The following is a 24,484-nucleotide window of genomic DNA, read 5'->3' as shown; positions in this document are numbered from 1 at the left end:
TCTGGCTGAAACAGCAGGTGAACCCCGCCGCCGATGTCCGCCTTATAGGACCCTCCCAGCCCCAATGTCAACGACCCGTCGTCAAAACATCGCCCCTTCGTCACAACCCCTGTGGACGTAACAGATGTAACTGTCGGCAAGTCATTATCTTACCTGGAGATTTCGGTCGGACACAGCAGGGCCGGCAGGGGAAATTTCCGCCACACGCCCCCCTCCCGGTCGCGATCATGCTCTTGCGTCAGCCGGCTGACGCGCGGAAAATCCGCAGCGATGGCTGATATCGTCGATGCCCGGACCCGCAGCCGCATGATGCGCGGCATCCGGGGCAAAAATACCCGACCGGAACTGGCGATACGCCGGGCGCTCCATGCCCGCGGCTTCCGCTTCCGCCTGCACGATCGCAAGCTCCCCGGCGCGCCTGATCTGGTGTTTCCCAAATTCCGCGCGGTGCTTTTTGTGCATGGCTGCTTCTGGCACGGCCATGGCTGCCACATGTTCCGCTGGCCGGCGACCCGGGCCGAATTCTGGCGCGCCAAGATTTCGCACAACCAGGAGGTCGACGCCCGCGCCGTGGCGGCTTTGGGCGCCGGCGGCTGGCGTGTGGCCGAGGTCTGGGAATGCGCCCTTCGCGGACGCCAGCGCCAGTCCATCGACGATGTCGCCGCCAGCCTGGCCCATTGGCTTGCCGGCGATGCGCCGCGCCTGGAAATCCCCGACGCCAGCGACATCAACCTGGACGAGGCCGCCTACGGCGACGATCTCTCATGAATATCAGCCGATCCGCGCCAGCAGGGCCGTAGCGTCGTCGCTTTGTTTGAAGCGCGGATAACGCCGTCCCTCCGGGTCCTCCTGACGCTCGATATGACGCAACTCCGCGCAAAGGCTGGACAGCCCGCGCCGCAAGGCGGCCTCCAGCAGGCCTTCCGGGTCATGGCGCCGATAATGGTCCACCAGCTCGGCAAAGTCATCGGTGCACAGCAAAACGGTAACCGGACCTGACAGGTCCAGCGCCCTGGTTTGCAGATGGTCCGCGGCTTCGGGAGCGACGCCGACCAGCCACGAGGAGCCGCCGGGCCGGTTACGCTGCGCGCGCTTGCGTCGCAGTTCCGCCAGCGCCTGCGCTTCGTCATAGGCGGCGCCGGCGCTGCCGAAGCCGTTGTTGCGCTCCAGCGCCGCCCGGGCCAGGGCGCGCTCGTTATCGCGCCCGTGTGGAGCGGGCGTCCAGCGCCACGTCGCGCCGGACCCATCGCGCAGGAACGCCACCGTATCGCCCAGCCCGAACAGGGCCGCGCCCTCCGGGGCGACGCGCACGCCAAGCAGACTGGCCACCGGATAGCGCCAGGGCTCCAGCGGCCCGCCAGCCATTTCGTGAAACCGCGTCGCCGCTCCGGCGATAGCCAGGCGCAGGGCTCCGGCGACCGTAGCCGGGGGCGCCAGATTTTCCCGCAGCCGGGCGCTGACGGATGTCGCCAGCCAGGCGGCGTCGGTCAGCGGCGGCGGCGCGACAGACGGCCCAAGGGTGGTCGCGCCATCGAGCACAAAGGCGGCGCTGGCGTTCCAGCCCTGGGCGTCCTCGTTGATCCGGCCTGGATGGCCGGCGTCAGTCAGGCTGTCGATCACGTGGAGTTCAGGCATTGACTCACCGCTCCGCTTTTCCGGTTATCCGTGAAAAGGCAAAGCAGATCAGGCTGGCGGCTTCATGGCAGGCTGGCGAAAATTCCACTGGCCGCATGGCGGCCAGGGCCTGCGACCACAAGAAGAAGCGACGTCCCGACCGTTGGCGTCACGATCTCTGACGGAGACAGCGGGGCCGACAGCGCCCTCATCCCGACAGGGTTCCGCCGCCGGCTCCGCTCAGGGCTGTTTTACCGTTCCCGTCGCCGCAGCCGCCGCGGAGGGGCGCAAGGTGGCGACTGGTCCTGAACGAATGGCCGCCGAAAAATCATCGCTGTCCGGCGTGCTCTGGCCTATGGCGGAAATGCGCGCGCGCTTTTTCACCTCGGCCAGCGGCAGGCTTGTGGCGATATAGCCGTGATCATACAGGTAATCGGGCAAATAACCTGAAAACAGGATGCGCCAGTCGAGGCTGGCGCCCGGCGCAAGGGTGCGCGCCAGCCGGTAAACCACCGTGGTGCAATTACTGAAAATCGTTTCATACCAGGCCGGCCGGACGGCCAGGGTATTGCCGTAATCCAGATAGGACAGCAGCAACGCCCGGCGGAACCTGTCATCCGCATCGACCGGGAACAGCGACACATCCTCCTTGCGGAAATTGGTGCGCAGCCGGACGATATCGCGCTCATCCGCCGCGATCAGCACCATTTCGTATTGCTTGAAGAAGCCGCCGATGGACGAGAACTCCTCACCCCGCTCACGGCGGATCTCGGCTGAAAACACCAGATGCCGGCCATCGCGGAAGCCAAAACTGACCAGCGTGTGGGCGATCGCCGGGCTGTCCCAGACCGAGGTGAACACGTCGAGACTGTCGAGCCCGGATAACCTGTAGGTGCGGGTTTCCCAACGCTCCACGGCGTCGTCCGCAGTGCGCCAGTCGAAGTTTCGCACATTGTGCAAGGTCAGAATGTCGCCGTCGATGGTCGCCGTCACGCCACGGGCCACATCCGCCGCCCAGTCGCGGTCGTTGCTGGGCGCGATGCTGCCCCACCACACCGCCAGGACGGCGAAGACAACGGCCAGGGCGCCGGCGCCCGCCAACCGGCGGCGCCAAAACCACAACCAGAGCGCGAGCGCCGTGGCCAGGATGAGGACCGCGATGGCGATGGAGCCCCCCACGGCGCCGAACTGATAGCCAAGCGCCATGGAGCCGAGGCCCGCCAGCAGCAGCGCCGCAAGGCAAAACACCATATGTCCCGCCAGCCTGATAACCACCAACGCCCTCCTAAAAACCGCCTTGCGTCAGTTTTCGCCCGGGCCGGTCGCTGACGGCGTGGCCGGCCGCCATCCGGCAAATACGCCCCATCCATACCAGCGCGCGGAGGGCCTGAATTTTCCGGACATGGACGCGCCAGCATCGGAACCCGGGGGTGAAACGGCGGCTCCCTGTCATTGTTGAGCTGGCCCGTACTTGTGCATGCGCACGGCGCCTGGCCCGGAAGGACGCTCTAACATGTACAACAATCGTCGTAACCCCCCGTCACGCCGGCAGCCGCCGGGGGGACGAACGCGGCGCGTCATGGGCCAGGCGATCCGGCGAGCCGCGCTCCAGGGCCTCCCCGCGCGGATGGGGCGCGCGGCAAGACGGATGCAAAATTGTCGACCGGTTCCACACGCCCCGCCTGAAGGCTATGGATGCGCTGGAACAACACCACAACAAAGGGAAACGCCCATGATCAAGCTGACCTTCTGCCTCGTGCGCCTGCCTCATCTGACCCGGGCGGAATTCCAGAGTTACTGGCGCGAAAAGCACGCGCCGCTGGTGCGTTCACATGCCGGCGCGCTGCGGCTGCGCCGTTATGTGCAAAGCCATACGCTGCCGGAAGACGCCGCGCCATGGCTGTCCGCGTCACGCGGCGCTCCCGCTGAATTCGATGGCGTTGCCGAGCTGTGGTGGGATTCCATGGCCGATTTCACTCACCGCAGCCCGGAAGCCGCCGCAGCGGGCGCGGCCCTGCTGGCCGACGAAAAAACCTTCATCGACCTGGCGAAGTCACCGATTTTCGTCACCGGGGAATTCGAGGTTGTTCCCGGCGAAAAGTAAGCCGCGGCTGTCACGGCCGGAACGGCTCCGCCGGGACCAGAAGCGGAAAGCGCTCCCGGGCGTGGGTTGCCAAATGTCAGGCCGCCCGCCCGGACTGTCCTGCGGCGCCCGCCATCCCTGCAAAGCCCGGTGCTGAAGGCGCCCGGCCCCCGCCCCGGCAGCGCCTGACGTCACGGCTCCCCGGCATCATCACGCAATCATAGGGTCGTCCGCATGGCGGGCGCGTCCCCTGGTCACGGCGGGGTCGCGCGACCCTGACGCGCCGCGCTGAAGCAGAGCGTATATATATTTCAGGTATATTGAAAATAATGATCTGAACTGCAAGATTACGAAAAATATAATTCGATCTGGACCAGCGCCCATGTGGTTTCGTGCAACATGTCGTCATGTGCTGTCATTCGCCGTGTCATGCGCGCTCATGGCGCTGGCTGGGTGCATGCACGATGATGAGCCCCCGGCGGCTGCCGCGTCGCCGCCGCCTGCCGTATCTCCCCAGCGCCTTGATGCCGGCGACCAGTTGCGGATCACCGTCTTTGGCGAGGACCGGCTGACAGGGGCACAGACGATCGAAAGCGATGGTCGCATTGTGCTGCCGCTGGCTGGCCCGGTTGAGGTCGCTGGCCAGACCCCCCAGCAGGCCGGCGAGCGCATTGCCCGCCAGCTTTCCGGCCAGCTGGTTCATCCGCGCGTGACGGTGAGCGTTATCGCCTGGCGGCCAGTCTATGTAACCGGGGAAGTGGAGCGCGCCGGGCAGTACGCCTGGCAGCCAGGCCTCAACCTGGCCAGCGCCATGGCGTTGGCCGGCGGCGCCACCCGGCGGGCAAGCCGCGACGAGGTTCTGGTGCAGCGCGCCGGCAAGGGGCCGCTGGTCGCCATGCCACAGTCGCCAGAAACGCCGGTTTATCCGGGTGATCTGCTCAAGGTGCCGGAAAGGTTCTTTTAGCCGTGAGTGCATGAACGGGCCCGCGTTTCATCAGTCAAACACCGTCATGCCCCTGGACGGGCGCTGGCGATAATGGGCCAGTCGCGTTTCGAGCGACCCGACGTGGATTTCCAGCTTGTGCCCGTCTGGATCAGGGAAGTAGGTGGACGCTCCTTCATTCCCGTCACTTTTCCACACAACGCACGCGTCAGTCAGGCGTTTGCTGAAATCGTGGAAATCTGCCCCGGAAACACTGAAGGCGAAGTGGTATAATCCGGATATGGCGATGTCCTCGCAGCGCTATCCTGGGACAGGCAAAGCCAAAGCGCCCCAACTTCAAGACAGGCGCCTTCCGGCCAGACCGCGCGGATGTTCAGGCCGGGCACATCGCGATAGAAGGCCAATGACCTTTCAACATCGGCGACCGCCAGCGTGATGTGATTCAATCCGGTCACCTTCACCGTTTCACCTCCCGCCAGTTGTCCCTTCCGTCCCGGACCGACAGCTGATCAGCGCCGGTATGACGCCGGTATGATCTCACTGATTTCAGGTGGCGCAATTGCGCCGCAGACCACGACGCGCGCCGCGAGTCGGCGGTGGACGTTGCATGCTGAGCGGCGCCTGCCAGGTGTAGCAATCCGCTGCGCCGCTGCGCGCCCTGCCCAAGCGCCATGGCGCGGGCGCCGCCTGTTGTTCGATGGCGGAAAACAGGCGCCTGCCCCTGATGATGGACGCCATCATCGCCGCACGATGGCCACGTCCAGATGATCGGCTGTAAGTCCGGGCGCGCCGCAACCCGATGGCAAGCCCGCCCGGAACTGCTTCCCATATCCAACACGCGCCTCCGCCCCTCCAGCCCTGCGGTTGCGCGCGACGACCCGGCCCGCCCCCGGAGAAAGCAACGCATGGCTTTCCTCCAGAGCGCGCAAATTCATCCGGCCACCCCGATAAAAGATGAGCAACTCACAACCAAAAACAACCTGAACGATACAGATATAAAGAATAATAATAGTTGATTAAATCTGAAAATCATTTGAGCATGATTTTCATGAGTTCTGGCATTCAGAAACACCTCCAGGTCGATCTGACGCGCGTGACGGGAACTACTGTCCGCGCAAGGCGCGGCCCCACGCGCGATCCCCACGCCGCCCCAGCGCGCGTGACGGCGGCGGCTTTGGGCGAAAGCCTGCCCGGCGATCTCCCCTGGCGCCGCGCTTCCGCTGTGCAGGTCGCTGGGCGTCATGGACGTTCCCCACCCCAGGTCACGCGCCTGCGGCCAGCACCCGCCACGTCCAGAAAGGCGCCTCGCTCCGCCAGATGGCTTCGCGCCTGCTCCGGTCTGGTGTTGGCGCCGGCCTGCGCGGCCGGGTTCGCCGCGCAATCCGCCCTGGCCCACGACGACCTGTGGAGCCGGGCGCGCATGGGCGAGCCAGCGCCAGATTTCGATGAGCTGCGCCGGCCGGAGTATCCCAGGGGCGGCGCCCCTGTCTCCCCCGCGGCGCCCGGCGTGGCCACGGCGCCGGCGCGCCCCTTGCACGGGCTGCCCGCGCGGCGCGGCGAGGCCGGAGCCTCTCCCGCCGCCTGGTCCGTCGCTGGCTGGGATCTCTACGCCAGTGTTCGGCTGGACGGGGTGCGCGATAGCGGCGTGAAGCCGGCGTTCAGCCTGCGCGTCACCCCCGCCATTCTCGTTACCCGCGATGTGGGCGCCCTGCGTCTCGTCGCCCATGCGGCGGTGGGGGCGCCCCTTTACGGCTCCCAGGCGGAGCCTGGCGTCCGTTACCGTTTCGGCGGCGCGGTCAGATATCAGCCGGCGAACGACACGCGGATCGACGCCGGCCTTGAGATCGCCCGCGCAGGACAGGCCGCCGCCCTGCTGCAGGACGCCAATGACTGGGGCGCCGCCCTGCCAGACGGGCGTCAGCTGGCGTGCGGCTCCGCGCGCATCAACGTCGCGGGTTGTGAACGCCGCGCCGGCGGAATGCGCGTCATGAAGCAGGCCGGGGATTTCACCTTCACCGCGTCGGCTGTCGCCGTCAGCAGCCGCTGGTCGTCGGCCCCATCGCGCCAGTGGCCCCCGTCATCCCCGCCGCGCCGGACGGGCGATGACGTCGCCATCGCCGGTCAGTTCCGGGCTTCGCGCCGGTTCTCCCACCAGTTTGAACCCTATGTGGACATCGGCGCGACCCGTTGGCGGTCGGCGCAAGGCGACGCCGGGCGCCAACGGGTCGCGGCCGGCGCCCTGTTCCCCGAAATCAGCCTGTTCTCGGGGCAAATTTACGCCGGCGTGGACATGCCCGCCCACGGCGCGACGCTTCCGGTTTTTGGCGGCGCCCTGTCATGGAGCCCGAGGCGCGCCCTGGTGTTGGCGGCGCGGGCCGAAACCGGCGTCGCCGACGGCCTGCCGCCAGACGCCGGCAATGCATTGTTATCCCCCGGCGGGGCCCAGGGAAGCGAATGGCGGGCGGGCCGGCGAACCTGGCTGTCCCTCTCGGCGCTCTGGAAGCTCGCGCCCAACCTCGACCTGACGCTGGCCTCGGCATGGGAGAACGCCCGCTGGCGGCCCGCGCAACCGGTCATGGCCCGCCGTGAGGACCAGACGGCAAGCGCCGCCGCGACCCTCGCCTGGACCTTCGCGCCAGAATGGCTGGCGCGGCTGGAGATCATGGCGATCCGCCAGGCCATTCCCCATGGCCCGCCCCAGAAACGCATCGTCACCGCGCTCAGCCTGCAAAGGATGCTGTAGGATGAATATTCCCGATACAGGCGTCGGCGCGCCACATGCGTCATCCCGCGCGACACGTCCGCTACTCTTGCGAACATGGCTGGGAGCGATTGGGCGCGGGGCCAGGTCCGGTTTTCATGTTGCGCCGGAAAACCGGAGAGCGCCGCCGCGCGCCCCGGAGGAAAAAACGCCTGAAAGCCGGGCGAACAAGCCCGCCCGGTCGGCGGCGGCGGAGCCGGGCGCTGTCCTTCCTGGTCACTCCCCCCATGCGCTCGGGGAACTGGTTTTCCAGGATCTCCGCCGCTTTCGCGTGCCGCCGGACTTCAGGGGGCGTGGCATCGCGGTGGTCGCGTTATGGCGCATTGTGCAGGGCAGCCTGTTCGCCTGGTCGCCGCCGCCGCTGCATGGCTGGCGCCGCCTGCTGCTGCGCCTGTTCGGCGCCCGTATTGGCGAGGGCGTTCGCATCATGCCAACCGCACGCGTCGCCTATCCCTGGAAGCTCTCGATTGGCGACCATACCTGGATCGGCGGCGGGGCGGAGCTTTACAGCCTGGCGCCCATCGTTATCGGGGCGCATGCGGTCATTTCCCAGCGCAGCTATCTCTGCGCCGCCGGTCATGCCGTTGACCACCTCGATTTCCGTTATGCGGCCGCGCCGGTTGTCATCGGCGATCAGGTCTGGGTCGCCATGGACGCCATGGTCGCCCCGGGCGTCACCATCGGCCCCGGCGCCGTACTCGGCGCCAGATCATCCGCCTTCCACGACATCCCTCCCGGCGTCATCGCCGTGGGATGTCCGGCCCGGCCGGGACGGCGGCGCCCGGCGCAACCACCCCTGCCTGGAGGACAAGATGCCCAGCGCGACGCCCACAAGCACGGCGCCTGCCCGTCATATTCTGCTGGGGCCGCTGCCACCGCCAGTGCATGGATACGCCATGGCCATGCAGGGCCTCGCCAGCCTGGTTGAACAGGCGGGGGCACGGCCGGTGGTGATCAACCTCGCCGCGCCGGGCGCGCGAACCACCCCTGCCTACCACTGGCGACGGGCGCGGCGGGCGGCGGCGGCGACCGTCGCCCTGGTCCAGGAGCGACGGCTGCGCGGCGATCCGGTGCGCGTCCACCTGGGTTGCGATGGCGGGGCCGGCATGCTGTACGCCATGGCGTTGACCGTCGCGGCCCGACTGGCCGGCTGCAGCCTCGCCTTTCACCATCACAGCCATGCAAATCTCGACCGCAAGCGGCTCCTGCTTGCCATGCTGGTATGGCTCGGCGGGCGGCGGGCCCTGCATGTTGCATTACGCCCCCCCATGGCCGACGCCCTGCGCCGGCGCTATGGCGAAGCATTGCAAATCGCCACATTGTCGAACGCCGCGTTTGTCCCGCTGCCCGGCCCGATGCGCGCGACAGATGGCGCGGCGCCAACCCGCCCGCTCACCATCGGCATGATCAGCAATCTGTCGCCGGCAAAAGGGCTGGATCAGTTTCTTGCCCTCGCCAGGGCCCTGCGCGCCTCGCCCGGCGTGACCTGCGCGCTGGCCGGCCCCGTCGCCTCCGCGCGCGACCGCATGGCCATCCAGAACAGCGTCGCCGCCGGCGAGGTGACATGGGCGGGGCCCATCGATGGCGCCGACAAAAGCGCCTTCTACCAGCAGATCGACCTCCTGGTGTTTCCCAGCCGCCACGTGCATGAGGCCGAACCGATGGTCGTGCTGGAGGCCATGGCGCACGGCGTTCCCGTGCTCGCGACAGACCGGGGTTGCATCCGCGATCTGCTGGGCGATGCAGGCGTGGCGCTGCCGCAGGAAAGCGACTTCGTCCCGGCGGCGCTGGCTCTGATCCGGACGATCCTCAGCGACGCCGGCTGGTTGCCGGCGCATGGCCGCAAGGCCCGTCAGCGCTTCGAACACGAGCGCGCGACAGCCCTGGGCCAGGCGGCGCGCCTGCTCGGCCTGCCAGCTCTGGCCCCCGCCGTCACGGACGGGCGCCATGCATGACCTGGCCATCGCCCTGATCATCGGCGTGGAGCTTGTTCTGCTTGCGGCGCGCCGCCGGCGCGCCCGGCGGGGGCCAGCGCTACGCCTGTTCCAGCTATATCTGGTCGCCGCCCAGACAATGGCCTGGCTGGTCATGAACGATCTGGCGAGTCACGAGATGCTGGATCTTTATGGTGGGCCGGACCAGAAGAATGATCTTTTCCTGGCTATCGTTGCGGCCGCCGTGTTGTTCCTGGCGACGCGCCTGCTGGACCCTGGGGATCAGGGAAGCGATCCCACGCCCGCGGGGGCGCACGGCCCTGTCCTGCTGGTGGCGACGGCCTGCGCGACAGTCTGGACGGCGCTTTTTCTCCTGGCCATGTCAACGCTGGACCTGGAGCGGCTGTGGGCGACGTCCCATTATCTGGACCTGACAGACCCGGACATCATGACCCGCGGCGCGGCGCCGGGTCTTGCGCTCGGCGCGCTGCCATATGCCGGCGCGGCGGCGGCGGCCATGGCGGCGGCGCTATACGCCGCGCCGCGCCCCGGCCGCTGGCTGGCCGGTCTGCTCCTGTTCCAGGGCGCCGTCACCACCCTATGGCTGCTCGCCGCGCACTCGCGCGCCGCGGCGCTGGCGCCGGCCACATTCGCGGTTCTCACCCTTGTCTGGACCGGCGGGCGCGGCGCCCGCTGGCGGCGCTTGTCGCCCTGGCCGGGGCGCTGGCGGGGCGCAACGCCGGCGGTCATGGCCTCGCCAGCCTGGCGTCCCTCCCCGGCCAGATTGCCCGGACGGATCAATGGCTGCCCCGTCTCGCCGGCAATGTGACGGAAGGCATCTTCGCCGTCGCCGCCGGTCTTGGCGAATGGCGCGCCGCCGCGCCTGGCGCCGTTTCATTCCCGGAAGCATACCGCTGGCTCAGTTTCTCGCCGCTGCCCTCGGCGGTTGATGGCTTCGCCAGCGTTCTCGACGCGCAAATCCGCCTGCATGCCTTCGCGCCCATGCCTGGCTACGTGGAGCTGGCGTGGTTCGGCCCGGCCGGCCTTGCCGTGTTCATCGGCCTCGTGGCCGGAGCTTCCCGCATGGGCGCCATGGCCACGCGCGCGTCGCCGCCGGCCGGCGCGGCGGCCAACCTGCTGCTGATCGCCTGCCTGTATCTGATGGCGGCCTATCCAGTGCGCACGGCGCTGAAGCCGCTATGGCTCGCCCTGGCGGTGAGCGCGGCGGCGCTCGCCAGCGCGCGCTGGCGAACCCCGGTTCCACGCCCCACTGGGAGGCAGGCCCATGACGTCGCGCACCCAATACTCTGAGCGTCTGCCGCCGCCGTCTCCAGAAGCATCCCCGGAAGACGGAACGCCGGCGACGCGCGGCATGAACGCGCTGTTGCGCCATCGCGCCGGCGCGGCGGCAGGGGCCGCTTTCGGCCTGCTGGCCATGGCCATCGCGCTGCCGTTTCTGCCTGAGCGCTGGCAGGCGTTCGCCGACATCGAACTGACGCCGCCGCGCGCCGGCCACGACGCCCGCATCGATGACGGCGCCGGCCTGCCCGACGCCGCCATGGAGAATCAGGGGTTGATGGCCCTGTCGCGCCCTGTGCTGCTCAGGGCGCTGGCCAGCGCGCCGCAACTGGCATCGTCGCACGGCGATCCGGCCCTGGCGCTGCGGGACCAGCTTGCGGTGCGCCGCCTGCCGCGCACCATGGTCTGGCGCATCACCGCCGCCGCGCCAACGCCTGCGATCGCCGCCAGCCGCGCCAATGCGGTGGCCAACGCCTGGGTCGCGGAACATCGCCAGTTGAAAGTTGACGCCGCCGCGCGGCTCAGCGCGAGCCTGGAGGCCCGCCTGCCCGCGCTGGAGCAGCAGTTGCAGGCCTCCGAGCGCGCGGCGGCGCTCTGGCGGCGTCAGCATGGGCTCGTGGCTGGGGGGGACGCCAGCGGCGCCAGCCTGGCGGAGCAACAGCTCGCCGACATGAACGCAAGCCTGGCGCAGGCCCGCGCCGCCGCCATTAACGCCCGGACCCGCCTTGAGCGCTTTTCCGTCGCCACCCCCGGGGAAGACGGCGAGAATATCTCGCCGGCGGTGCAAGGCCTGCGCCGGCAGATGACGGACCTTGCCCGGCGTGACGCCGACCTGGCCACCCGTTATGGGCCCCAGTATCCCGAACGCGCCGCCATGCGCGCCCAGATCGGCGCCGTCGCCAGGGAGATCACCGCCGAGCGCGCGCGAACCATAAAAACCCTGCGCGCCGAAGCCGACATCACCGCCGCGCGCGAAACCGCCCTGCGCCGCTCGCTTGACGCTACCCAGACGGAAGCAGCCCCCCAGGGCGGCGCCAGCGACGCGGCGATCCGGCTGCGGGAACTGGAGCGGCGGGCCGCCGCCGACCGCGCGGCCTATGAGGCGGCGCTGTCCCGCGTGCGCAAATTCCAGGACCTGGCGCAGATCGCTGAACCGGAAGCCCGGATCATGTCGCCGGCCGTGGCGGACGCCAGCGAGCGGCTGGCTTCCCCCCTTGTCCTGATGCTGGCCGGCGCCGGCGCCGGCGCCATCGCTGCTTTTGCGGTGGCGCTGCTGCGCGAACAGATGCTCGATCCCTGCCTCTGCCCCGATCAGGTCGCCACGGACCTGGGCGTCGCCCGCGTCGCGGAAGCCCCGATGCTCGGCGTGGATCAACGCAAGGCGCGCGGCCATGTCATGCAGCCGGCGACGGTCGTCGCGCTGCGCCCGCAATCGCAATTTGCCGAAAGTTTCCGGGCGATCCGCATGATGCTGGAGTCAACCACCGCGCGCCTTGCCCTCACGGCTAACGAGACATTGCCGGAGCCCGGACGCGGCCGGATTGTGCTGGTGACATCCGGGCAACCGGGCGACGGCAAAACCACGACGGCGATCGGGCTCGCCCTGTCGCTCGCCGAGGCCGGCCACCGCGTCGTGCTGGTGGACGCCGACCTCCGCAACGCGGGGCTGACCCGGTTCTTTGAATTGCGCGCCCATCCGGGGCTGGCGGACATGCTGCGCGCCGGCGCGCCCTTCGCCAGCGCCAGCGTGCGCCGGGCCAACGTGGCGGTGGTGCCGGCTGGCGCCATGGCCGGCGGCGTCAGAAGTCCGCTGTCGCTTGTCGATGTTTCCGCCGGTCCGCTGCTGCGCCGCATGGCGCTGACGTTCGATCACGTGGTGGTGGACGCACCGCCGATGGATGTCACCGAGGACGCCAGCGTATTGCTGCGCACCGCCGACACCGCCGTGCTGGCGGTGCGATGGGGCCGCACGCCCCGTTGCCTGGCGCGCCGCATGGGCGCCCGCCTGGCCGCCCAGGGCAAGCTCGGCGCCGTGATGCTGACGCGCGTCAACCTGGCGCGCGCGCCCCGCTACGGAGCGCCAGCCGTTCATGGCCGGGCCGCGAGGCGGAGGTATTTTCATGGCTAAGGACCTGCCCGACGAACTGCAAGCCGCCTGTCCCTTTCCCCATCGCCGGCGCTCCGCGCCCCTGCGCGTGCTGGTTTACGGCATGAACCATGCGCCCGAACTTGTCGGCGTTGGCCGCTATACGGCGGATATTGTCATTGAGCTGGCGGGTCGCGGCCACGCGGTCAGCGTCGTCACCACACCGCCGCATTATCCGCACTGGGACGTCCGCCCCTGGCGCGCGCAGGGATTCCGTAATCGTTACACGCGTGAAACTTGCGACGGCGTCACCATCTGGCGTTGTCCGCTTGTCCTGCGGCGCCCCATGCATGGGGCTTGGCGCCTGCTTGCCCCGCTGGGCTTCGCCATTGCCTCGGCTCCACTGGTGATCTGGCGCATCCTGCGCGACAGGCCTGACCTGGTTGTCTGTGTCGAGCCAACCCTGCTGGCGGCGCCGGCGGCCCTGGCGACCGCCCGCCTGGCGGGAGCCGCGCTCGCCCTGCATGTGCACGATCTTGAACCCGAGACAGCGACCGGCGCCGGATGGGCGGGACGGTATGCGCGCGCCTGCGCCGCGCGTCTGGCGCGCCTGCGCCAGCATTTCGACCAGGTCATCACCCTGTCGCCGGCCATGGCCCGGGAAATCACGCGCAACGGCGTCCCCGCCGACCGCATTCACGTCCAGCCGAACTGGATCGACGTCCGGCGCATCGCGCGCGGTCATGACCCCGCGCGCGCCGCCGCCTGGCGGCAGGAGGCGGGCGTTGGCGAGGGGCAGCGTATTGTCCTTTGCGCCGGCTCCATCAACCGCAAGCATGCGCCGCTGCTGCTGGTGGAAGCGGCGCGTCGCCTGAGCCATCGTGACGATATGGTTTTTGTCATCGCCGGCGACGGGCCGCTGCGCCCTGACCTGCAAATGGCGGCCGCCGGCCTGGCACACGTCAGGTTCCTGCCGTTGCAACCGGAGGAAGCATTGCCGGCCCTGATGCAGCTGGCCGACGTTCACGTCATGCCGCTGGATCCGGCCTGGGACGGGCTGGCGCTGCCCTCCCGTCTTGGCGGCATGCTGGCCAGCGGCAAGCCGGTTGTGGTGACGGGCAGCGCGGATACGGAACTGGCGCAGTTTTCCGGCGCGGCGGCTATCCTGTGTCCGCCTCACGACGCCGCAGCCCTGGCGGAGGCCATCGTTCAGGCTCTCGCGCCAGACTGTCCCACGCTGGCGCGCCGGGCAAAACACGCCCGCTGGCGCAAGGCCCTGCAACTGGACCGCCGTCGTTGTCTGAAAAGCGTGGTGGATGTGCTGGAAAACGTGGCGACGCGCGCGCCTTCGCCGGGCAAGACGGTTGCACGGAGCGCTCCCGTCAACGCGCCTGAGCGCGCGGAAAGGCGCCCACCGACTCATGAGGAACCGCGCCCATACGCGATGCTCCCGGGGGCCAGGTCAAAGCCCAGCCGGATTTAATGATGTGATCAGGCCGGGCGGCGCCTGCGTTGTGGCCAACAGGCGCGGACGGTTCCGCGACCTCAGCGGACGCGCGCGAGCGTAACCCGGGGCGTGCGGCGCTCCACGACCACCTTGCGCTCAACCACGACCTGGCGGGCCGAGCTGGAGCGGGTGGAAATGGTGAGAACCTTTTGCGGCCGGACCCGGGCCAGCTCGCTCGCCACCGGCCGCACGTCGTCGACCGGCACGCCCATCAGACTGGCGGCGATGGCGATGCGCTCCTCAGCGTCATCCGAAAGGTCGCTGGCGGCCGCCAGCGCCTCCGCGATGGTCGGCGGTTCATGGCGAACCCGGAGCGGCGGCAGGTCTTCGCGCTTCTTGTCGATAATGAGCGGACGGTTTTGCATGATTGCGGCGCTATAGCATGAGTTGACGCAATGAGCATTGCTTATGGCGACGGCAAGCCATGCTCCCGGAGGGACGCAGCAAAAAGCCGGACGCACGGCTGCTGCTCCGTGGGTCTCTCATGGCCCGCAACAGTGGCCCGAATATGTCAGCCGCCGGGGGTTCCGGGCGAACCCGCCAGCCCCAGGGCCTCATGTGGCGATGATGAAACGCCGCCGTCGCGACGCCCGCCAAAAGCTCCGCTCAGCCGATCACCGGCAACACGCGCGGCACAACCAGCAGCGCCAGGGTGACAAACGCAATCAACGCATAGCACAGGGTGTTTACAGCCATGGGAGCTTCTCGGAATGGCCCGGAACCGGGACCTGGTTGCGCGGCGGGGAAACAGGCCGCCTCTATGTTGATGATTTACGGCAAGTTGGTGACCGCGAAGTAAACAGCCGCCACTGGTTGCAATTAACCTTAACTTTTCAACAAAAAGGCCTGCATGGCGTGGCGGACGTCATCCGGCACGGCGACGCCCGCCCCGTCGCGGGCGTAAACCAGCGTGGAATGGGCGACGGCGACGCACCGCCCGGGCTGGAACAGGGCTGATGCGTAGACGAAGGATGTGCGCCCCAGATGGGCGATGCCGGCGGCGGCCGTGATATCGCCTGGATAAAAGCCCTGCGCCACGAAATCGATGCTGACGGCGGCGGTGAGCAATTGCACGCCCCCGGAGGGGCGCACGATCGCGTCCTCACCAAACACCCGCATGTTGAGGCTCGCGGTCGTCTCTTCGACAAAGCGCACCAGGGCGACGTTGTTGATGTGATGGTTGGCGTCCAGATCGCCATAGGTGGCGCGGATGACGATTGAGAATGGATACGCGTCCAGCGCCATCCGCCCTGGAATGTCCCTGATGCGCGTCATGCCTGCCCAACCTGTGCAATCAAAATATGCGGAAAGCCCGGAAGGGGCGTTCAGTCGTCCTGCGGCAGCAGATCCGGCCGGCGCGCCCGGGTGATCGCCAGCGCCTGCTGGCGACGCCAGCGTTCGATACGGCCATGGTCGCCGGACATCAACACCTCCGGAACCTCCTGCGCCTCCCAGACCCGGGGCCGGGTGTAGTGCGGATATTCCAGCAGGCCGCTCTCGAAACTTTCCTCGCCGGCCGAGGTAAACGCGCCCATCACGCCGGGAATCAGCCGGACGCAGGCGTCCAGGATGGTCAGCGCCGCCATTTCGCCGCCGGAGAGGATGTAATCGCCGATCGACACTTCCTCCAGGTCGCGCCCGGCGATGACCCGTTCGTCCACGCCCTCGAAACGGCCGCACACCATGATGACGCCCGGACCGTCGACCAGCGCGTGCACGCGCTTCTGGGTCAGCGGCCGGCCGCGCGGCGACATCAGCAGCCGCGGGCGCGGATCGTCCGCCGGCGCCGCCGCGTCGATGGCGGCGGCCAGCACGTCGGCGCGCAGCACCATGCCGGGTCCGCCGCCGAACGGCGTGTCATCCACCGCCTTGTGCCGGCCGAGGCCGTGGTCACGGATATTGCGCGCTTCCAGGCTCCACAGGCCGCGCGACAGGGCGTCTCCGGCAAGCGAAGCGCCCATGGGGCCAGGAAACATGTCGGGATAGAGCGTCAGCACGCTGGCCCGCCACGGCGCCCGCGTCGGCCTGACTGCGGTTTCGCCAGCCTGGGATTCACCCGTCAAGATGCGCCCCCGTCGCCGGCCGGTCCGTCCGGTTCTTCATCGCCAGGCCCCTTGCCGTCCGGCAAAAACGGATCGGGCGTCACCACCAGGCGGCGGCCGGCGATATCCACCACCGGCACGAAACCGCGCGTGAACGCCACCATGACGGAGCCGCGCTTTTCGCCATCGCCGGTCACGGGCCGTATCTCGATGACGTCGCCGGCGCCGAAGTCGTGCACGGCGATCACGTCGCCGATGCGGCGGCCCTCGCAGTTCTCCACGGCGAGCCCGACAAGATCGGCCAGATAAAACTCGTCTTCATCGTCCAGCTGCGGCAGGCGGTCGCGCGGAACGAACAGCCGCTGGCGCGCCAGCGCCTCTGCGGCGGAGCGGTCGCTGACGCCCTCCACCTGAACGATGAACATGTCGGCCTCGCCGCCAGGGGCGGGGCGCAGGCTGGTCAGGCGCAACGGGCGCCCGTCAGCGGTCACGAACGGCCCGTAATCGCGGACGCTGGCCGGATCGGCGGTCCACGACTTGAGGCGAACCTCGCCCCGGACGCCGTGGGCGCGGCCAATCTCGGCCACCACCACGTGCCCTTCGGGTGCGCGGGAGGGAGCGGGCCGCCCCCTCTCGCGCGTATTGTCAGCCCTGGCCTGCGGCGCGGCGGCGCCCGCGCCGGCGCTGCCCCCGGGTGCGGAGGCAGGCCTGTCGGATGCCCGCGAGGCGGGCGGGGCGCGAAACCGCCTGGTCATCACGGATTACGCAGAGGCCTCTTCGCCGCCAGCGGCGGCTTCAGCGGCGGCGGCGGCGGCGGCGGCGCGCTCCTTGGCCTTGGTCCCCGGCTCGCCCTTCTTCGGGTTGTTGCGGGCTTCGCGCTTCAGAACGCCGGCGTTGTCAAGGAAACGCAGCACGCGGTCGGTCGGCTGGGCGCCCCTGGCCAGCCATTCCTTCGCCTTCTCCACGTCGAGAACGATGCGGCTCTCGTCGTCCTTGGCCTTCTGCGGATCATACGAACCCAGACGGTCGATGAAACGGCCGTCGCGCGGCGAACGCGCGTCGGCGACGACGATGCGGTAGAACGGGCGCTTCTTGGCGCCGCCACGGGCGAGACGAATTTTCAGAGCCATTGGTTTCTCCTGGGAATGCTCGAAAGTTCAAAAACTGTTCCGCGACGCGGCCCGGCCGGATCGCGCGCGGAAAAACGGGGTGTGAAAACGGGATTCTGGAACCGACGCCTATTTCTTCTTGCCGAACGGCAGCTTGCCCAACCCGCCGAGGCCGCCAAGCCCCGGCAACCCGCCCTTGAGCGCCTTGCCGAGATCCGGCGGCAGCTCCGGCATCTTGCCGCCCTTGCCCATCTGGCCCAGCGCCTTCTGCGCCTCGGCCAGCATTTCTGGCGTCGGCCCGCCAGGAGGCATGCCGGGCATGCCGCCGGGAAGACCGCCAGGCAAACCGCCCGGCATGCCGCCGCCGATGCCAAACATGTTGCCGAGCGCCGCGCCGAGACCGCCGCGACCGCCCTTGCCCATGGATTTCATCACGTCGGCCATCTGCCGGTGCTGCTTCAGCAACCGGTTGACGTCCTCCACCTTCACCCCGGCGCCGGCGGCGACGCGCTTCTTGCGCGAGGCTTTCAGGACATCGGGATTACGCCGCTCATGCGGGGTCATCGACAGGATGACGGCGCGTTGGCGGCGGAAAATGCTGTCGTCGATATTGGCCTGCTCGATCTGGCTGCGAATCTTGCCCATGCCAGGCAACATGCCGAGCACGCCTTTCATGCCGCCGACCTTTTCCATCTGCGCCAGCTGTTCGGCCATGTCCTCCAGGTCGAACTTGCCCTTGCGCATCTTGTCGGCGATGCGCTGGGCCTTCTCGGCGTCAATGGTCTCGGCCGCCTTCTCGACGAGCGAGACAATATCGCCCATGCCGAGAATGCGGTTGGCCACGCGCTGCGGGTGGAACTCCTCCAGCGCATCAATCTTTTCGCCGGTGCCAACCAGCTTGATGGGCTTGCCGGTGACGCCGCGCATGGAGAGCGCCGCGCCGCCGCGACCATCGCCGTCCATACGGGTCAGCACGATGCCGGTGACGCCGACCTTGCTGTCGAAGGCGCGGGCGGTGTTGACCGCATCCTGACCGGTCAGGGCGTCGGCGACCAGCAGCACCTCGTGCGGATTGGTCGCCGTCTTCACCTGCGCGACCTCTTCCATCAACTCCTCGTCGATGGTGACGCGGCCGGCGGTGTCAAGCATCACCACGTCGTAGCCGCCGAGGCGGGCGGCTTCCATGGCGCGTTTGGCGATCTGCACGGCGCCCTGCCCCGGCACGATCGGCAGCGTCGCCACGCCCACCTGCTCGCCCAGCACCGCCAGCTGCTCCATGGCGGCCGGCCGGCGGGTGTCGAGCGAAGCCAGCAGCACCTTGCGCCTGTTGCGCTCGCTGAGCCGGCGGGCAATCTTGGCGGTGGTGGTGGTCTTGCCGGAGCCCTGCAGACCAACCATCAGCACCGGCACCGGCGGCACGGCTTCCAGATCGAGCGTCTCGCCCTCCGCGCCGAGCATGGCGACCAGCTCGTCATGGACGATCTTGACCACCATCTGGCCCGGCGTCACCGAGCGGATGACCTCGGCCCCGACCGCGCGGCTGCGCACCCTGTCGGTGAACGAGCGCACCACTTCCAGCGCCACGTCCGCCTCGAGCAGCGCCCGGCGCACCTCACGCAGGGCGGCGTTAACGTCGTCTTCCGACAGCGCGCCGCGGCGCGTGAGGGAATCGAGGATGCCGGAAAGCTTCTCGGAAAGACTCTCGAACATTATTCGGAATTCCCCGCGGTTTCAGCCCGGCGCACAGCCAGCGCGTCCTCGAACTGGCGCACCGCCCTGGCGAACTGGTCCCGCAACTCCGCGTTGGCGAAGCCCACCACAGCGCCAGCGTAAAGGGTCAGGCCTTCCGGGCTGATTGGCTTGCCAGTCCACGGGCAGACGGCGTTGACGGCGTCATTCACGCCAGGCGACCCGGCGGGCGCGCCATGCGATCCAGCGGTTATGTCAGGGGGATGACCCAAAAACCCGTCTCCAGACTCACCGGCAGCGAAGCTGCGCATACAATGCGACGCCCGGCGGATATGCGCAAACGCCAACGGCGCCCGAGGGCGCATCGCGCTGTCGGACGTTGACCTCCGGAGAACCTGCGAAAGGCCCCTGCCGGTCGGCGGCTCGCGAACAATCGTTCGGGCAATCGGGAAGCTAATGAGCCGTAAACGCCTGAGAGTCAAGAATCACGTCAGCACATCCCGCCCCGCTCCGCCCACCGGGGCGCCGTCACGCGGCGTGACAGGCGGAGCTGTCAGCCCCGCCTCCCGCGCGTTCATCGCGCCGGCTTGCCCGCCCCACCATCCTTCGGCGGCGCCGCATCGGGCGCTGTCGCCGGGCCCTGCCCGCCAGCAGGCGGGGCGCCAGTCGCGCCATCTGCGGGCGCCTCCGGCTTTTGCCCGGCCTGCGGCCGGTCCGATGGATTGGGGCTCGCCGGATTTTTGCTGTCGCCGCCGGCCGGCTTCGGCTGCACATAGATATTGATCTGCAGCGTGGCGTCGGACGGGTCCTTCGGATCGGTCACATACTCCTCGATGAAGGCGTCCTGGGCGGTGATATTCTTGGAATCGAGGTAAGCGGTGATTGCCTCATAGGTTGTGTCGATTTCCTCATAAGGCGCCTTGTGGGTGAATCGGATCGCCTTGCCGGAAGGCGAGTCGCCAAAACGCACGCCGCCGCCGACCTTGGCCGGGTCAGCCGGCGCGACGGCCACCGGGGTCATCGCCTCGAAGCTGAAGCCGTTCTCGTCGGTCGACACGAACACCGCCAGCGGCCGGCCCGCCGGCTTCAGACCTGCCTTCGCCAGTTCCGCGGCGATGGCGTCGAAGCTGTCGAACAGGCTCTTGAAACCGTCATCCCAGCTGCTGCGGCCGGAGAGAATCGCCATGGTGCGCCTTGGCAGATCGACCTCGTCAATGTGTCCGGCCTCCGCCGGCGACGGCAACAGGGTCGGCAGCCCCGCATAGGCTGTCGGACCGCGCGGCGCCGGCGGCGGGCCTTCGGCCCCACGACGCGGCTTGCCGTCATCCGGCTCCGGCAGCGTCGCCGCATCCTCGTCTGTGCCCTCGTCAGCCGGCCCGACCTGCTCGCCCTCGTCGGCCGGCGCGGCCTTTCCGGAATCGCCGCCCTGATTTTTTGCGTTCGGGTCCTGGGCGCCCTGTTTTCCCGCGTCCTGCTTTGGCGCGACAGGGGCTGGCTGCCCCGCTCCCGCCGGCCCGGAAGGCGTTGCCGCCCCCCCTGCCGCGGCGCCAGGCCCCGGCGCCGGCGTCGCCGCAACGCCCTTGCCTTCGCCCACCCTGACGTCGGCGCCTTCGGCCCGGGCCGACGCCGCGCACAACGCCACAGCCAGCGCCAGCAATGACGCCAGCATCAGCCGGGCGCGGCCGGGCCAGTCTGGCGTCGCCAAAACGCGCGCCACGCTGCGCGTCCCACTGCGCCGCCGCGCCTCCTGGATCTGCATCCGCCGAATGACCGCCTCGTGTTCCATGCGCTGCATCGCCGATCACCACCTTGCGCGCCCTGCGGCCGCCGACCTTCAGCCTGTCCCGGCCCATGGCCGGACCGCGCCCGCCGGGAATCACATCCCTGGGAAGCCTCGCCGGAATCGTCCACGCGCCCTGCGGCGGAATGTAGGCTGCTTTGCGTCAACGCGCGAGCGCCTGCACACAAAACCCGGCGTCGGCGCACAACAGCCTGGCGGGAGGCCGGCGCCGGCCATGGCCCGTCCACGCTGGGCCGCCCCATCGCTCAGGCTGGCCCGCGCCACTGGCGAAGCTGGCTTTTTGACGCGGCCGGAGCCATATAGGAGGCCACGTTTCAGCAGGGCGCTCCCCAAGCCGCATTGGCGCCGCGCCCGACAGCAGGATTCCACACGCCATGGCCGCCTCGCCTCTCGCCGGCTTTCCCTTTTTGAAGATGAACGGCCTTGGCAACGAAATCCTCGTCATGGACCTGCGCGGTCGCGATCACATCATCACGCCCGCCGAAGCCCGCGCCATCGCCGCCGACCCGCGCTCGCGCTTCGACCAGCTGATGGCGCTGCATGATTCCCCCAGCGCCGCCGCTTTCATGCGTATCTACAACAATGACGGCTCGGCCTCCGCCGCCTGTGGCAACGGCACGCGCTGCGTCGCCTGGGCTATCGGCCGCGATGGCGGGCCGGATCGCGTGCGGCTGGAAACCTCCGCCGGCGCACTGGAGGCGCAACGCGTCGGCGAGGCCCGCTATACCGTCGACATGGGGCCGCCCCGCTTCGACTGGCGCGACATCCCCCTCGCCCACGCCGTCGCCGATCCGGACGCCATCGCCGTTGACCTTCCTGGCTGGACAGCGCCTGGCCCTGCGTCTGCGCTCGGCATGGGCAACCCGCATCTGGTCTGCTTCGTGCCCGACCAGCAGAGCTACGACCTTGCGTCCCAGGGACCGGCGCTGGAGCGTCATCCGCTGTTTCCGCAGCGAACCAACGTCTCCTTCGCCCAGGTGCTGGATCGCGACCACATCCTGCTGCGCGTCTGGGAGCGCGGCGCCGGGCCGACCCTGGCGTGCGGCACCGCCGCCTGCGCCACCGCCGTGGCGGCCATGCGTCGCGGGCTCGCCGATCGGGAGGCAGCCATCGACCTCCCCGGCGGCCAGCTGACCATCGCCTGGCGCGAAACCGACGGCCACGTTCTGATGACAGGCCCAACCGAACTGGAATGGGAAGGCCGCCTGCCGGACGATTTCGCCGCGGAGCCGGCGCCGGGCGTCGCCTGATGTCCGTCGAGGTCGTCACCTTCGGCTGCCGCCTCAACGCCGCCGAATCAGAAACCATGAAGCGTCACGCCCTGGCGGCGGCGGGCGGCCGCGCAGGTCCGGTCGTCATCGTCAACACCTGCGCCGTCACGGCGGAGGCAACCCGCCAGGCCCGGCAGACCATCCGCCGCCTTGGCCGCGAGAATCCGGACGCCACCATCATCGTCACCGGCTGCGCCGCCCAGGTCGAGCCAGCGGCGTTCAGCGCCATGCCGGAGGTCGGCCATGTCATCGGCAACGCCGAGAAAATGCGCGGCGACGCCTGGCGGTCGCTGCTGGCTCCGGGACAGGCCGAAGCGCCGCGCACGCTGGTTGGCGACATCATGGAGGTGCGCGAAACCGCGCCGCACCTGGTCGATGGCTATGCCGTGAAGGCGCGCGCCTTCATTCAGGTGCAGAACGGTTGCGACCATCGCTGCACCTTCTGCATCATTCCCTACGGTCGCGGCCCGTCACGCTCCGCCCCCATGGGCCTGGTGGTGGACGAGGTGCGCAAGGCCGTGGCCCTGGGCGCGGCGGAAGTGGTGCTGAGCGGCGTCGATATCACCAGCTATGGCGACGACCTGCCAGGTCGGCCGCGCCTTGGAACCCTGGTTCGCCAGGTGCTGAAGCATGCGCCCGAGCTGCCGCGCCTGCGCCTTTCCTCGATCGATTCGGTCGAGGCCGACCCCGATCTGATGGCGGCGCTGGCCGAAGAGCCCCGGCTGATGCCGCATCTGCACCTGTCGCTACAGGCCGGCGACGACATGATTCTGAAGCGCATGAAGCGCCGCCACAGTCGCGCCGACGCCATCACGTTCTGCGCCGAGGCCCGTCGCCTGCGCCCGGACGTGGTGATCGGCGCCGACATCATCGCCGGCTTCCCGACCGAGACCGGGCCCATGTTCCAGCGCTCCCTTGATCTCGTGGCCGAGTGCGGCCTCACCCACCTGCACGTATTCCCGTTCTCTCCCCGCCCCGGCACCCCGGCGGCCCGCATGCCGCAGGTCAGTCCCGCCGAAATCAAGGAGCGCGCCCGCCGCCTGCGCGCTGCCGGCGACATCGCGCTCCAGGCCCATCTGGACAGCGAGGTTGGCCAACGTCGCCGCGTGCTGGTCGAGCGCAAACAGGCCCGCACCGAAGCCTTCACGCCCGTCCGCCTGCGAACCCCCGCCCCCTACGGCGCGATCATCGACGTCATGATCGCCGGTCACGATGGCCGGGCGTTGATTGCAACCTGATATCGCAGCCAGCCTCGCGGCCGCGCGAGGCGTCTTCATGTCAGGCGTCGTTTCAAGCATATGGCCCCCAGAGCACCACTCCCAGTGATGCGCGCCCATACGAGAGCCGGCGCCGGCAAAACCGGACGGACCTGGTTCATCGGGCACCTGTCGAGGCCAAGCAGCTCATGAACCGTCGCACGCCGCGGATGCGCAATTTCGTGCCCTGTTGTTGAAGCAGGGACGTAGCTGCGGACGCCGAACGCCAACACACGAGCGGGAGCTCGCGACCACGCGTGAGCCTCACGGGTCGCAATGCAGACCAGAGCGCCAGCAGGTGAAAGACCCGCGAGGCGACAGACGATGCGGCCGGCACAGACTGACGGCATCCTCTACCTTGTCGCGGCGCCAGTTCCATGGCTTCTGGCAAGCTGATCAGGCTCAGACCCGGTGCACTTTCGTACTATTCCCCGTTGCCTGGCGCGGGGATGTGAACATCCCCAACCACCACCACGAACGGATTGACAGAGCCACCGGACTGACCGTAAAAGCCCTCATCTTGGTCGGGGGCTGTAGCTCAGATGGGAGAGCGCTGCAATCGCACTGCAGAGGTCAGGGGTTCGATTCCCCTCAGCTCCACCAAGTTTTCCAAATATGTTCAGGTGACGCCGTTGCGAACGTCAAACAGGCCCTCGACTGATCGGAGGGTGGGTCAACGATTACAGCGCCCCCACTAGGGTTCGGACTCATAACCAGTAGCTGATGGTCGCCGCGATGCAGACTGTGGCCATGAAGCTTACGGCGCTGCGGTCATATCGGGTCGCGATCCGGCGGAAGTCCTTGAGGCGGCAGAACATGCGCTCAATCGCATTTCGCTTCCGATAAAGTACTGGTGAAAAACAGCTCTTCCAGATCCGATTGGCCTTGGGCGGAATGTTGGGCGCAACTCCCATGTTCTCAATTTTCGCGCGCACCGCATGGGTGTCATAACCCCTGTCGCCATGCAGGATGTCGGTGTGCGGCATGTGCTCGGGAAGCGTGTCTGCAGCGGTGCAGTCGGCAACCTGCCCACCCGTGAGCAGGAAGGCGATGGGCCGGCAGAAAGCATCGGTCAGGGCGTGGATCTTC

General features: G+C 68.6%; 24 protein-coding genes, 1 tRNA gene and 1 pseudogene. 13 read left to right on the top strand and 13 right to left on the bottom strand.

Annotated elements, in window-relative coordinates:
• Positions 1-270: 270 nt before the first annotated feature.
• Positions 271-768 carry a very short patch repair endonuclease gene (locus EV666_RS16825; RefSeq protein ID WP_132010632.1) on the top strand — a complete coding sequence of 166 codons (498 nt, stop codon included), beginning with the start codon at positions 271-273 and terminating at the stop codon, positions 766-768.
• A 3-nt stretch (positions 769-771) separates the two neighbouring features.
• Here the strand turns inward: EV666_RS16825 and EV666_RS16820 are convergent, their stop codons facing one another.
• Positions 772-1,635 (bottom strand): protein phosphatase 2C domain-containing protein, encoded by an 864-nt coding sequence (locus tag EV666_RS16820; protein WP_132010630.1) that lies wholly within the window; start codon positions 1,633-1,635, stop codon positions 772-774.
• 219 nt (positions 1,636-1,854) lie between these two features.
• Positions 1,855-2,889 carry an Lnb N-terminal periplasmic domain-containing protein gene (locus tag EV666_RS16815; RefSeq protein ID WP_245514498.1) on the bottom strand — a complete coding sequence of 345 codons (1,035 nt, stop codon included), beginning with the start codon at positions 2,887-2,889 and terminating at the stop codon, positions 1,855-1,857.
• 457 nt (positions 2,890-3,346) lie between these two features.
• Between EV666_RS16815 and EV666_RS16810 the strand changes: the two genes are divergently transcribed.
• Together EV666_RS16810 and EV666_RS16805 are read left to right on the top strand one after the other, a co-directional pair.
• The gene (locus EV666_RS16810) at positions 3,347-3,718 is read left to right on the top strand and encodes an EthD domain-containing protein (protein WP_132010628.1); all 372 of its coding nucleotides are present in this window, start codon (positions 3,347-3,349) and stop codon (positions 3,716-3,718) included.
• 436 nt (positions 3,719-4,154) lie between these two features.
• Positions 4,155-4,661, top strand: coding sequence for a polysaccharide biosynthesis/export family protein (locus EV666_RS16805; RefSeq protein WP_165910068.1), 507 nt, complete (start codon positions 4,155-4,157; stop codon positions 4,659-4,661).
• 30 nt (positions 4,662-4,691) lie between these two features.
• On the opposite strand, the pseudogene EV666_RS18915 reads toward EV666_RS16805, so the two are convergent.
• Both EV666_RS18915 and EV666_RS16795 read right to left on the bottom strand, forming a co-directional pair.
• Positions 4,692-5,101 (bottom strand): annotated as a pseudogene (locus tag EV666_RS18915) (VOC family protein).
• A 470-nt stretch (positions 5,102-5,571) separates the two neighbouring features.
• A complete protein-coding gene (locus tag EV666_RS16795; protein WP_132010624.1) occupies positions 5,572-5,883 on the bottom strand; it encodes a hypothetical protein in 312 nt (103 codons plus the stop codon).
• A 177-nt stretch (positions 5,884-6,060) separates the two neighbouring features.
• Here EV666_RS16795 and EV666_RS16790 point away from each other — a divergent pair, with 177 nt between their 5' ends.
• Genes EV666_RS16790 through EV666_RS16760 form a run of 7 tightly spaced genes read left to right on the top strand, consistent with a single transcriptional unit; the run spans position 6,061 to position 14,203 of the window.
• Positions 6,061-7,383: a hypothetical protein gene (locus EV666_RS16790; protein ID WP_132010622.1), complete on the top strand. Its 1,323-nt coding sequence runs from the start codon at positions 6,061-6,063 to the stop codon at positions 7,381-7,383.
• Positions 7,328-8,329 carry a WcaF family extracellular polysaccharide biosynthesis acetyltransferase gene (locus tag EV666_RS16785; RefSeq protein ID WP_342635669.1) on the top strand — a complete coding sequence of 334 codons (1,002 nt, stop codon included), beginning with the start codon at positions 7,328-7,330 and terminating at the stop codon, positions 8,327-8,329. Before EV666_RS16790 ends, EV666_RS16785 begins: the two co-directional genes overlap by 56 nt.
• Positions 8,298-9,356 carry a glycosyltransferase family 4 protein gene (locus EV666_RS16780; RefSeq protein WP_165910067.1) on the top strand — a complete coding sequence of 353 codons (1,059 nt, stop codon included), beginning with the start codon at positions 8,298-8,300 and terminating at the stop codon, positions 9,354-9,356. Before EV666_RS16785 ends, EV666_RS16780 begins: the two co-directional genes overlap by 32 nt.
• A complete protein-coding gene (locus EV666_RS16775; protein WP_132010616.1) occupies positions 9,349-10,164 on the top strand; it encodes a hypothetical protein in 816 nt (271 codons plus the stop codon). Before EV666_RS16780 ends, EV666_RS16775 begins: the two co-directional genes overlap by 8 nt.
• The gene (locus EV666_RS16770; protein WP_132010614.1) at positions 10,161-10,646 is read left to right on the top strand and encodes a hypothetical protein; all 486 of its coding nucleotides are present in this window, start codon (positions 10,161-10,163) and stop codon (positions 10,644-10,646) included. The genes EV666_RS16775 and EV666_RS16770 overlap by 4 nt, the downstream gene beginning before the upstream one ends.
• The gene (locus EV666_RS16765; RefSeq protein ID WP_132010612.1) at positions 10,621-12,762 is read left to right on the top strand and encodes a tyrosine-protein kinase domain-containing protein; all 2,142 of its coding nucleotides are present in this window, start codon (positions 10,621-10,623) and stop codon (positions 12,760-12,762) included. Before EV666_RS16770 ends, EV666_RS16765 begins: the two co-directional genes overlap by 26 nt.
• On the top strand, positions 12,755-14,203 hold the full coding sequence (locus EV666_RS16760; RefSeq protein WP_165910066.1) for a WcaI family glycosyltransferase: 1,449 nt from the start codon (positions 12,755-12,757) through the stop codon (positions 14,201-14,203). The genes EV666_RS16765 and EV666_RS16760 overlap by 8 nt, the downstream gene beginning before the upstream one ends.
• Before the next feature lie 62 nt (positions 14,204-14,265).
• Here EV666_RS16760 and EV666_RS16755 read toward each other — a convergent pair whose 3' ends face one another.
• From EV666_RS16755 to EV666_RS16720, 8 genes are all read right to left on the bottom strand, one after another.
• Positions 14,266-14,592: a hypothetical protein gene (locus EV666_RS16755; protein ID WP_132010608.1), complete on the bottom strand. Its 327-nt coding sequence runs from the start codon at positions 14,590-14,592 to the stop codon at positions 14,266-14,268.
• 460 nt (positions 14,593-15,052) lie between these two features.
• Positions 15,053-15,502, bottom strand: coding sequence for an acyl-CoA thioesterase (locus tag EV666_RS16750; protein WP_132010606.1), 450 nt, complete (start codon positions 15,500-15,502; stop codon positions 15,053-15,055).
• Positions 15,503-15,552: 50 nt separating this feature from the next.
• Entirely contained in the window at positions 15,553-16,290 is a 738-nt protein-coding gene (gene trmD, locus EV666_RS16745) for a tRNA (guanosine(37)-N1)-methyltransferase TrmD (protein WP_280990849.1), read from the bottom strand.
• On the bottom strand, positions 16,287-16,862 hold the full coding sequence (gene rimM / locus EV666_RS16740; protein WP_245514496.1) for a ribosome maturation factor RimM: 576 nt from the start codon (positions 16,860-16,862) through the stop codon (positions 16,287-16,289). Before rimM ends, trmD begins: the two co-directional genes overlap by 4 nt.
• A gap of 168 nt (positions 16,863-17,030) precedes the next feature.
• Positions 17,031-17,399: a 30S ribosomal protein S16 gene (gene rpsP, locus EV666_RS16735; RefSeq protein ID WP_132010602.1), complete on the bottom strand. Its 369-nt coding sequence runs from the start codon at positions 17,397-17,399 to the stop codon at positions 17,031-17,033.
• A gap of 108 nt (positions 17,400-17,507) precedes the next feature.
• Complete coding sequence (gene ffh / locus EV666_RS16730) at positions 17,508-19,088, bottom strand: signal recognition particle protein (RefSeq protein ID WP_132010600.1); 1,581 nt, start codon at positions 19,086-19,088, stop codon at positions 17,508-17,510.
• Complete coding sequence (locus EV666_RS16725) at positions 19,088-19,339, bottom strand: glutathione S-transferase (RefSeq protein ID WP_342635668.1); 252 nt, start codon at positions 19,337-19,339, stop codon at positions 19,088-19,090. The genes ffh and EV666_RS16725 overlap by 1 nt, the downstream gene beginning before the upstream one ends.
• Positions 19,340-19,641: 302 nt before the next feature.
• Complete coding sequence (locus tag EV666_RS16720; protein WP_165910065.1) at positions 19,642-20,784, bottom strand: GyrI-like domain-containing protein; 1,143 nt, start codon at positions 20,782-20,784, stop codon at positions 19,642-19,644.
• A gap of 458 nt (positions 20,785-21,242) precedes the next feature.
• Here EV666_RS16720 and dapF point away from each other — a divergent pair, with 458 nt between their 5' ends.
• The 3 genes from dapF to EV666_RS16705 all read left to right on the top strand — a co-directional run bounded on the left by dapF (position 21,243) and on the right by EV666_RS16705 (position 23,998).
• Positions 21,243-22,118, top strand: coding sequence for a diaminopimelate epimerase (gene dapF, locus EV666_RS16715; RefSeq protein WP_132010596.1), 876 nt, complete (start codon positions 21,243-21,245; stop codon positions 22,116-22,118).
• A complete protein-coding gene (gene mtaB / locus EV666_RS16710) occupies positions 22,118-23,377 on the top strand; it encodes a tRNA (N(6)-L-threonylcarbamoyladenosine(37)-C(2))-methylthiotransferase MtaB (protein WP_132010594.1) in 1,260 nt (419 codons plus the stop codon). The genes dapF and mtaB overlap by 1 nt, the downstream gene beginning before the upstream one ends.
• A gap of 545 nt (positions 23,378-23,922) precedes the next feature.
• A tRNA-Ala gene (locus tag EV666_RS16705) sits at positions 23,923-23,998 on the top strand.
• 104 nt (positions 23,999-24,102) lie between these two features.
• On the opposite strand, the gene EV666_RS16700 is transcribed toward EV666_RS16705, so the two are convergent.
• The coding region (locus tag EV666_RS16700) for an IS5 family transposase (RefSeq protein WP_132010592.1) at positions 24,103-24,484 on the bottom strand (382 nt) is incomplete at its 5' end.

The organism is Camelimonas lactis, assembly GCF_004342915.1.
GTDB classification, from domain to species: domain Bacteria; phylum Pseudomonadota; class Alphaproteobacteria; order Rhizobiales; family Beijerinckiaceae; genus Camelimonas; species Camelimonas lactis.
This window is presented reverse-complemented; position numbering and strand designations above follow the sequence as displayed.

What these genes read in the sequence shown, in the direction of transcription:
- EV666_RS16825 (WP_132010632.1), top strand. Translation starts at nt 271, where the DNA reads ATGGCTGATATCGTCGATGCCCGGACCCGCAGCCGCATGATGCGCGGC.
- EV666_RS16820 (WP_132010630.1), bottom strand. Translation starts at nt 1,635, where the DNA reads ATGCCTGAACTCCACGTGATCGACAGCCTGACTGACGCCGGCCATCCA.
- EV666_RS16810 (WP_132010628.1), top strand. Translation starts at nt 3,347, where the DNA reads ATGATCAAGCTGACCTTCTGCCTCGTGCGCCTGCCTCATCTGACCCGG.
- EV666_RS16805 (WP_165910068.1), top strand. Translation starts at nt 4,155, where the DNA reads ATGCACGATGATGAGCCCCCGGCGGCTGCCGCGTCGCCGCCGCCTGCC.
- EV666_RS16795 (WP_132010624.1), bottom strand. Translation starts at nt 5,883, where the DNA reads ATGACGCCCAGCGACCTGCACAGCGGAAGCGCGGCGCCAGGGGAGATC.
- EV666_RS16790 (WP_132010622.1), top strand. Translation starts at nt 6,061, where the DNA reads ATGGGCGAGCCAGCGCCAGATTTCGATGAGCTGCGCCGGCCGGAGTAT.
- EV666_RS16785 (WP_342635669.1), top strand. Translation starts at nt 7,328, where the DNA reads ATGGCCCGCCCCAGAAACGCATCGTCACCGCGCTCAGCCTGCAAAGGA.
- EV666_RS16780 (WP_165910067.1), top strand. Translation starts at nt 8,298, where the DNA reads ATGGCCATGCAGGGCCTCGCCAGCCTGGTTGAACAGGCGGGGGCACGG.
- EV666_RS16775 (WP_132010616.1), top strand. Translation starts at nt 9,349, where the DNA reads ATGCATGACCTGGCCATCGCCCTGATCATCGGCGTGGAGCTTGTTCTG.
- EV666_RS16765 (WP_132010612.1), top strand. Translation starts at nt 10,621, where the DNA reads ATGACGTCGCGCACCCAATACTCTGAGCGTCTGCCGCCGCCGTCTCCA.
- EV666_RS16760 (WP_165910066.1), top strand. Translation starts at nt 12,755, where the DNA reads ATGGCTAAGGACCTGCCCGACGAACTGCAAGCCGCCTGTCCCTTTCCC.
- EV666_RS16755 (WP_132010608.1), bottom strand. Translation starts at nt 14,592, where the DNA reads ATGCAAAACCGTCCGCTCATTATCGACAAGAAGCGCGAAGACCTGCCG.
- EV666_RS16750 (WP_132010606.1), bottom strand. Translation starts at nt 15,502, where the DNA reads ATGACGCGCATCAGGGACATTCCAGGGCGGATGGCGCTGGACGCGTAT.
- rpsP (WP_132010602.1), bottom strand. Translation starts at nt 17,399, where the DNA reads ATGGCTCTGAAAATTCGTCTCGCCCGTGGCGGCGCCAAGAAGCGCCCG.
- ffh (WP_132010600.1), bottom strand. Translation starts at nt 19,088, where the DNA reads ATGTTCGAGAGTCTTTCCGAGAAGCTTTCCGGCATCCTCGATTCCCTC.
- dapF (WP_132010596.1), top strand. Translation starts at nt 21,243, where the DNA reads ATGGCCGCCTCGCCTCTCGCCGGCTTTCCCTTTTTGAAGATGAACGGC.
- mtaB (WP_132010594.1), top strand. Translation starts at nt 22,118, where the DNA reads ATGTCCGTCGAGGTCGTCACCTTCGGCTGCCGCCTCAACGCCGCCGAA.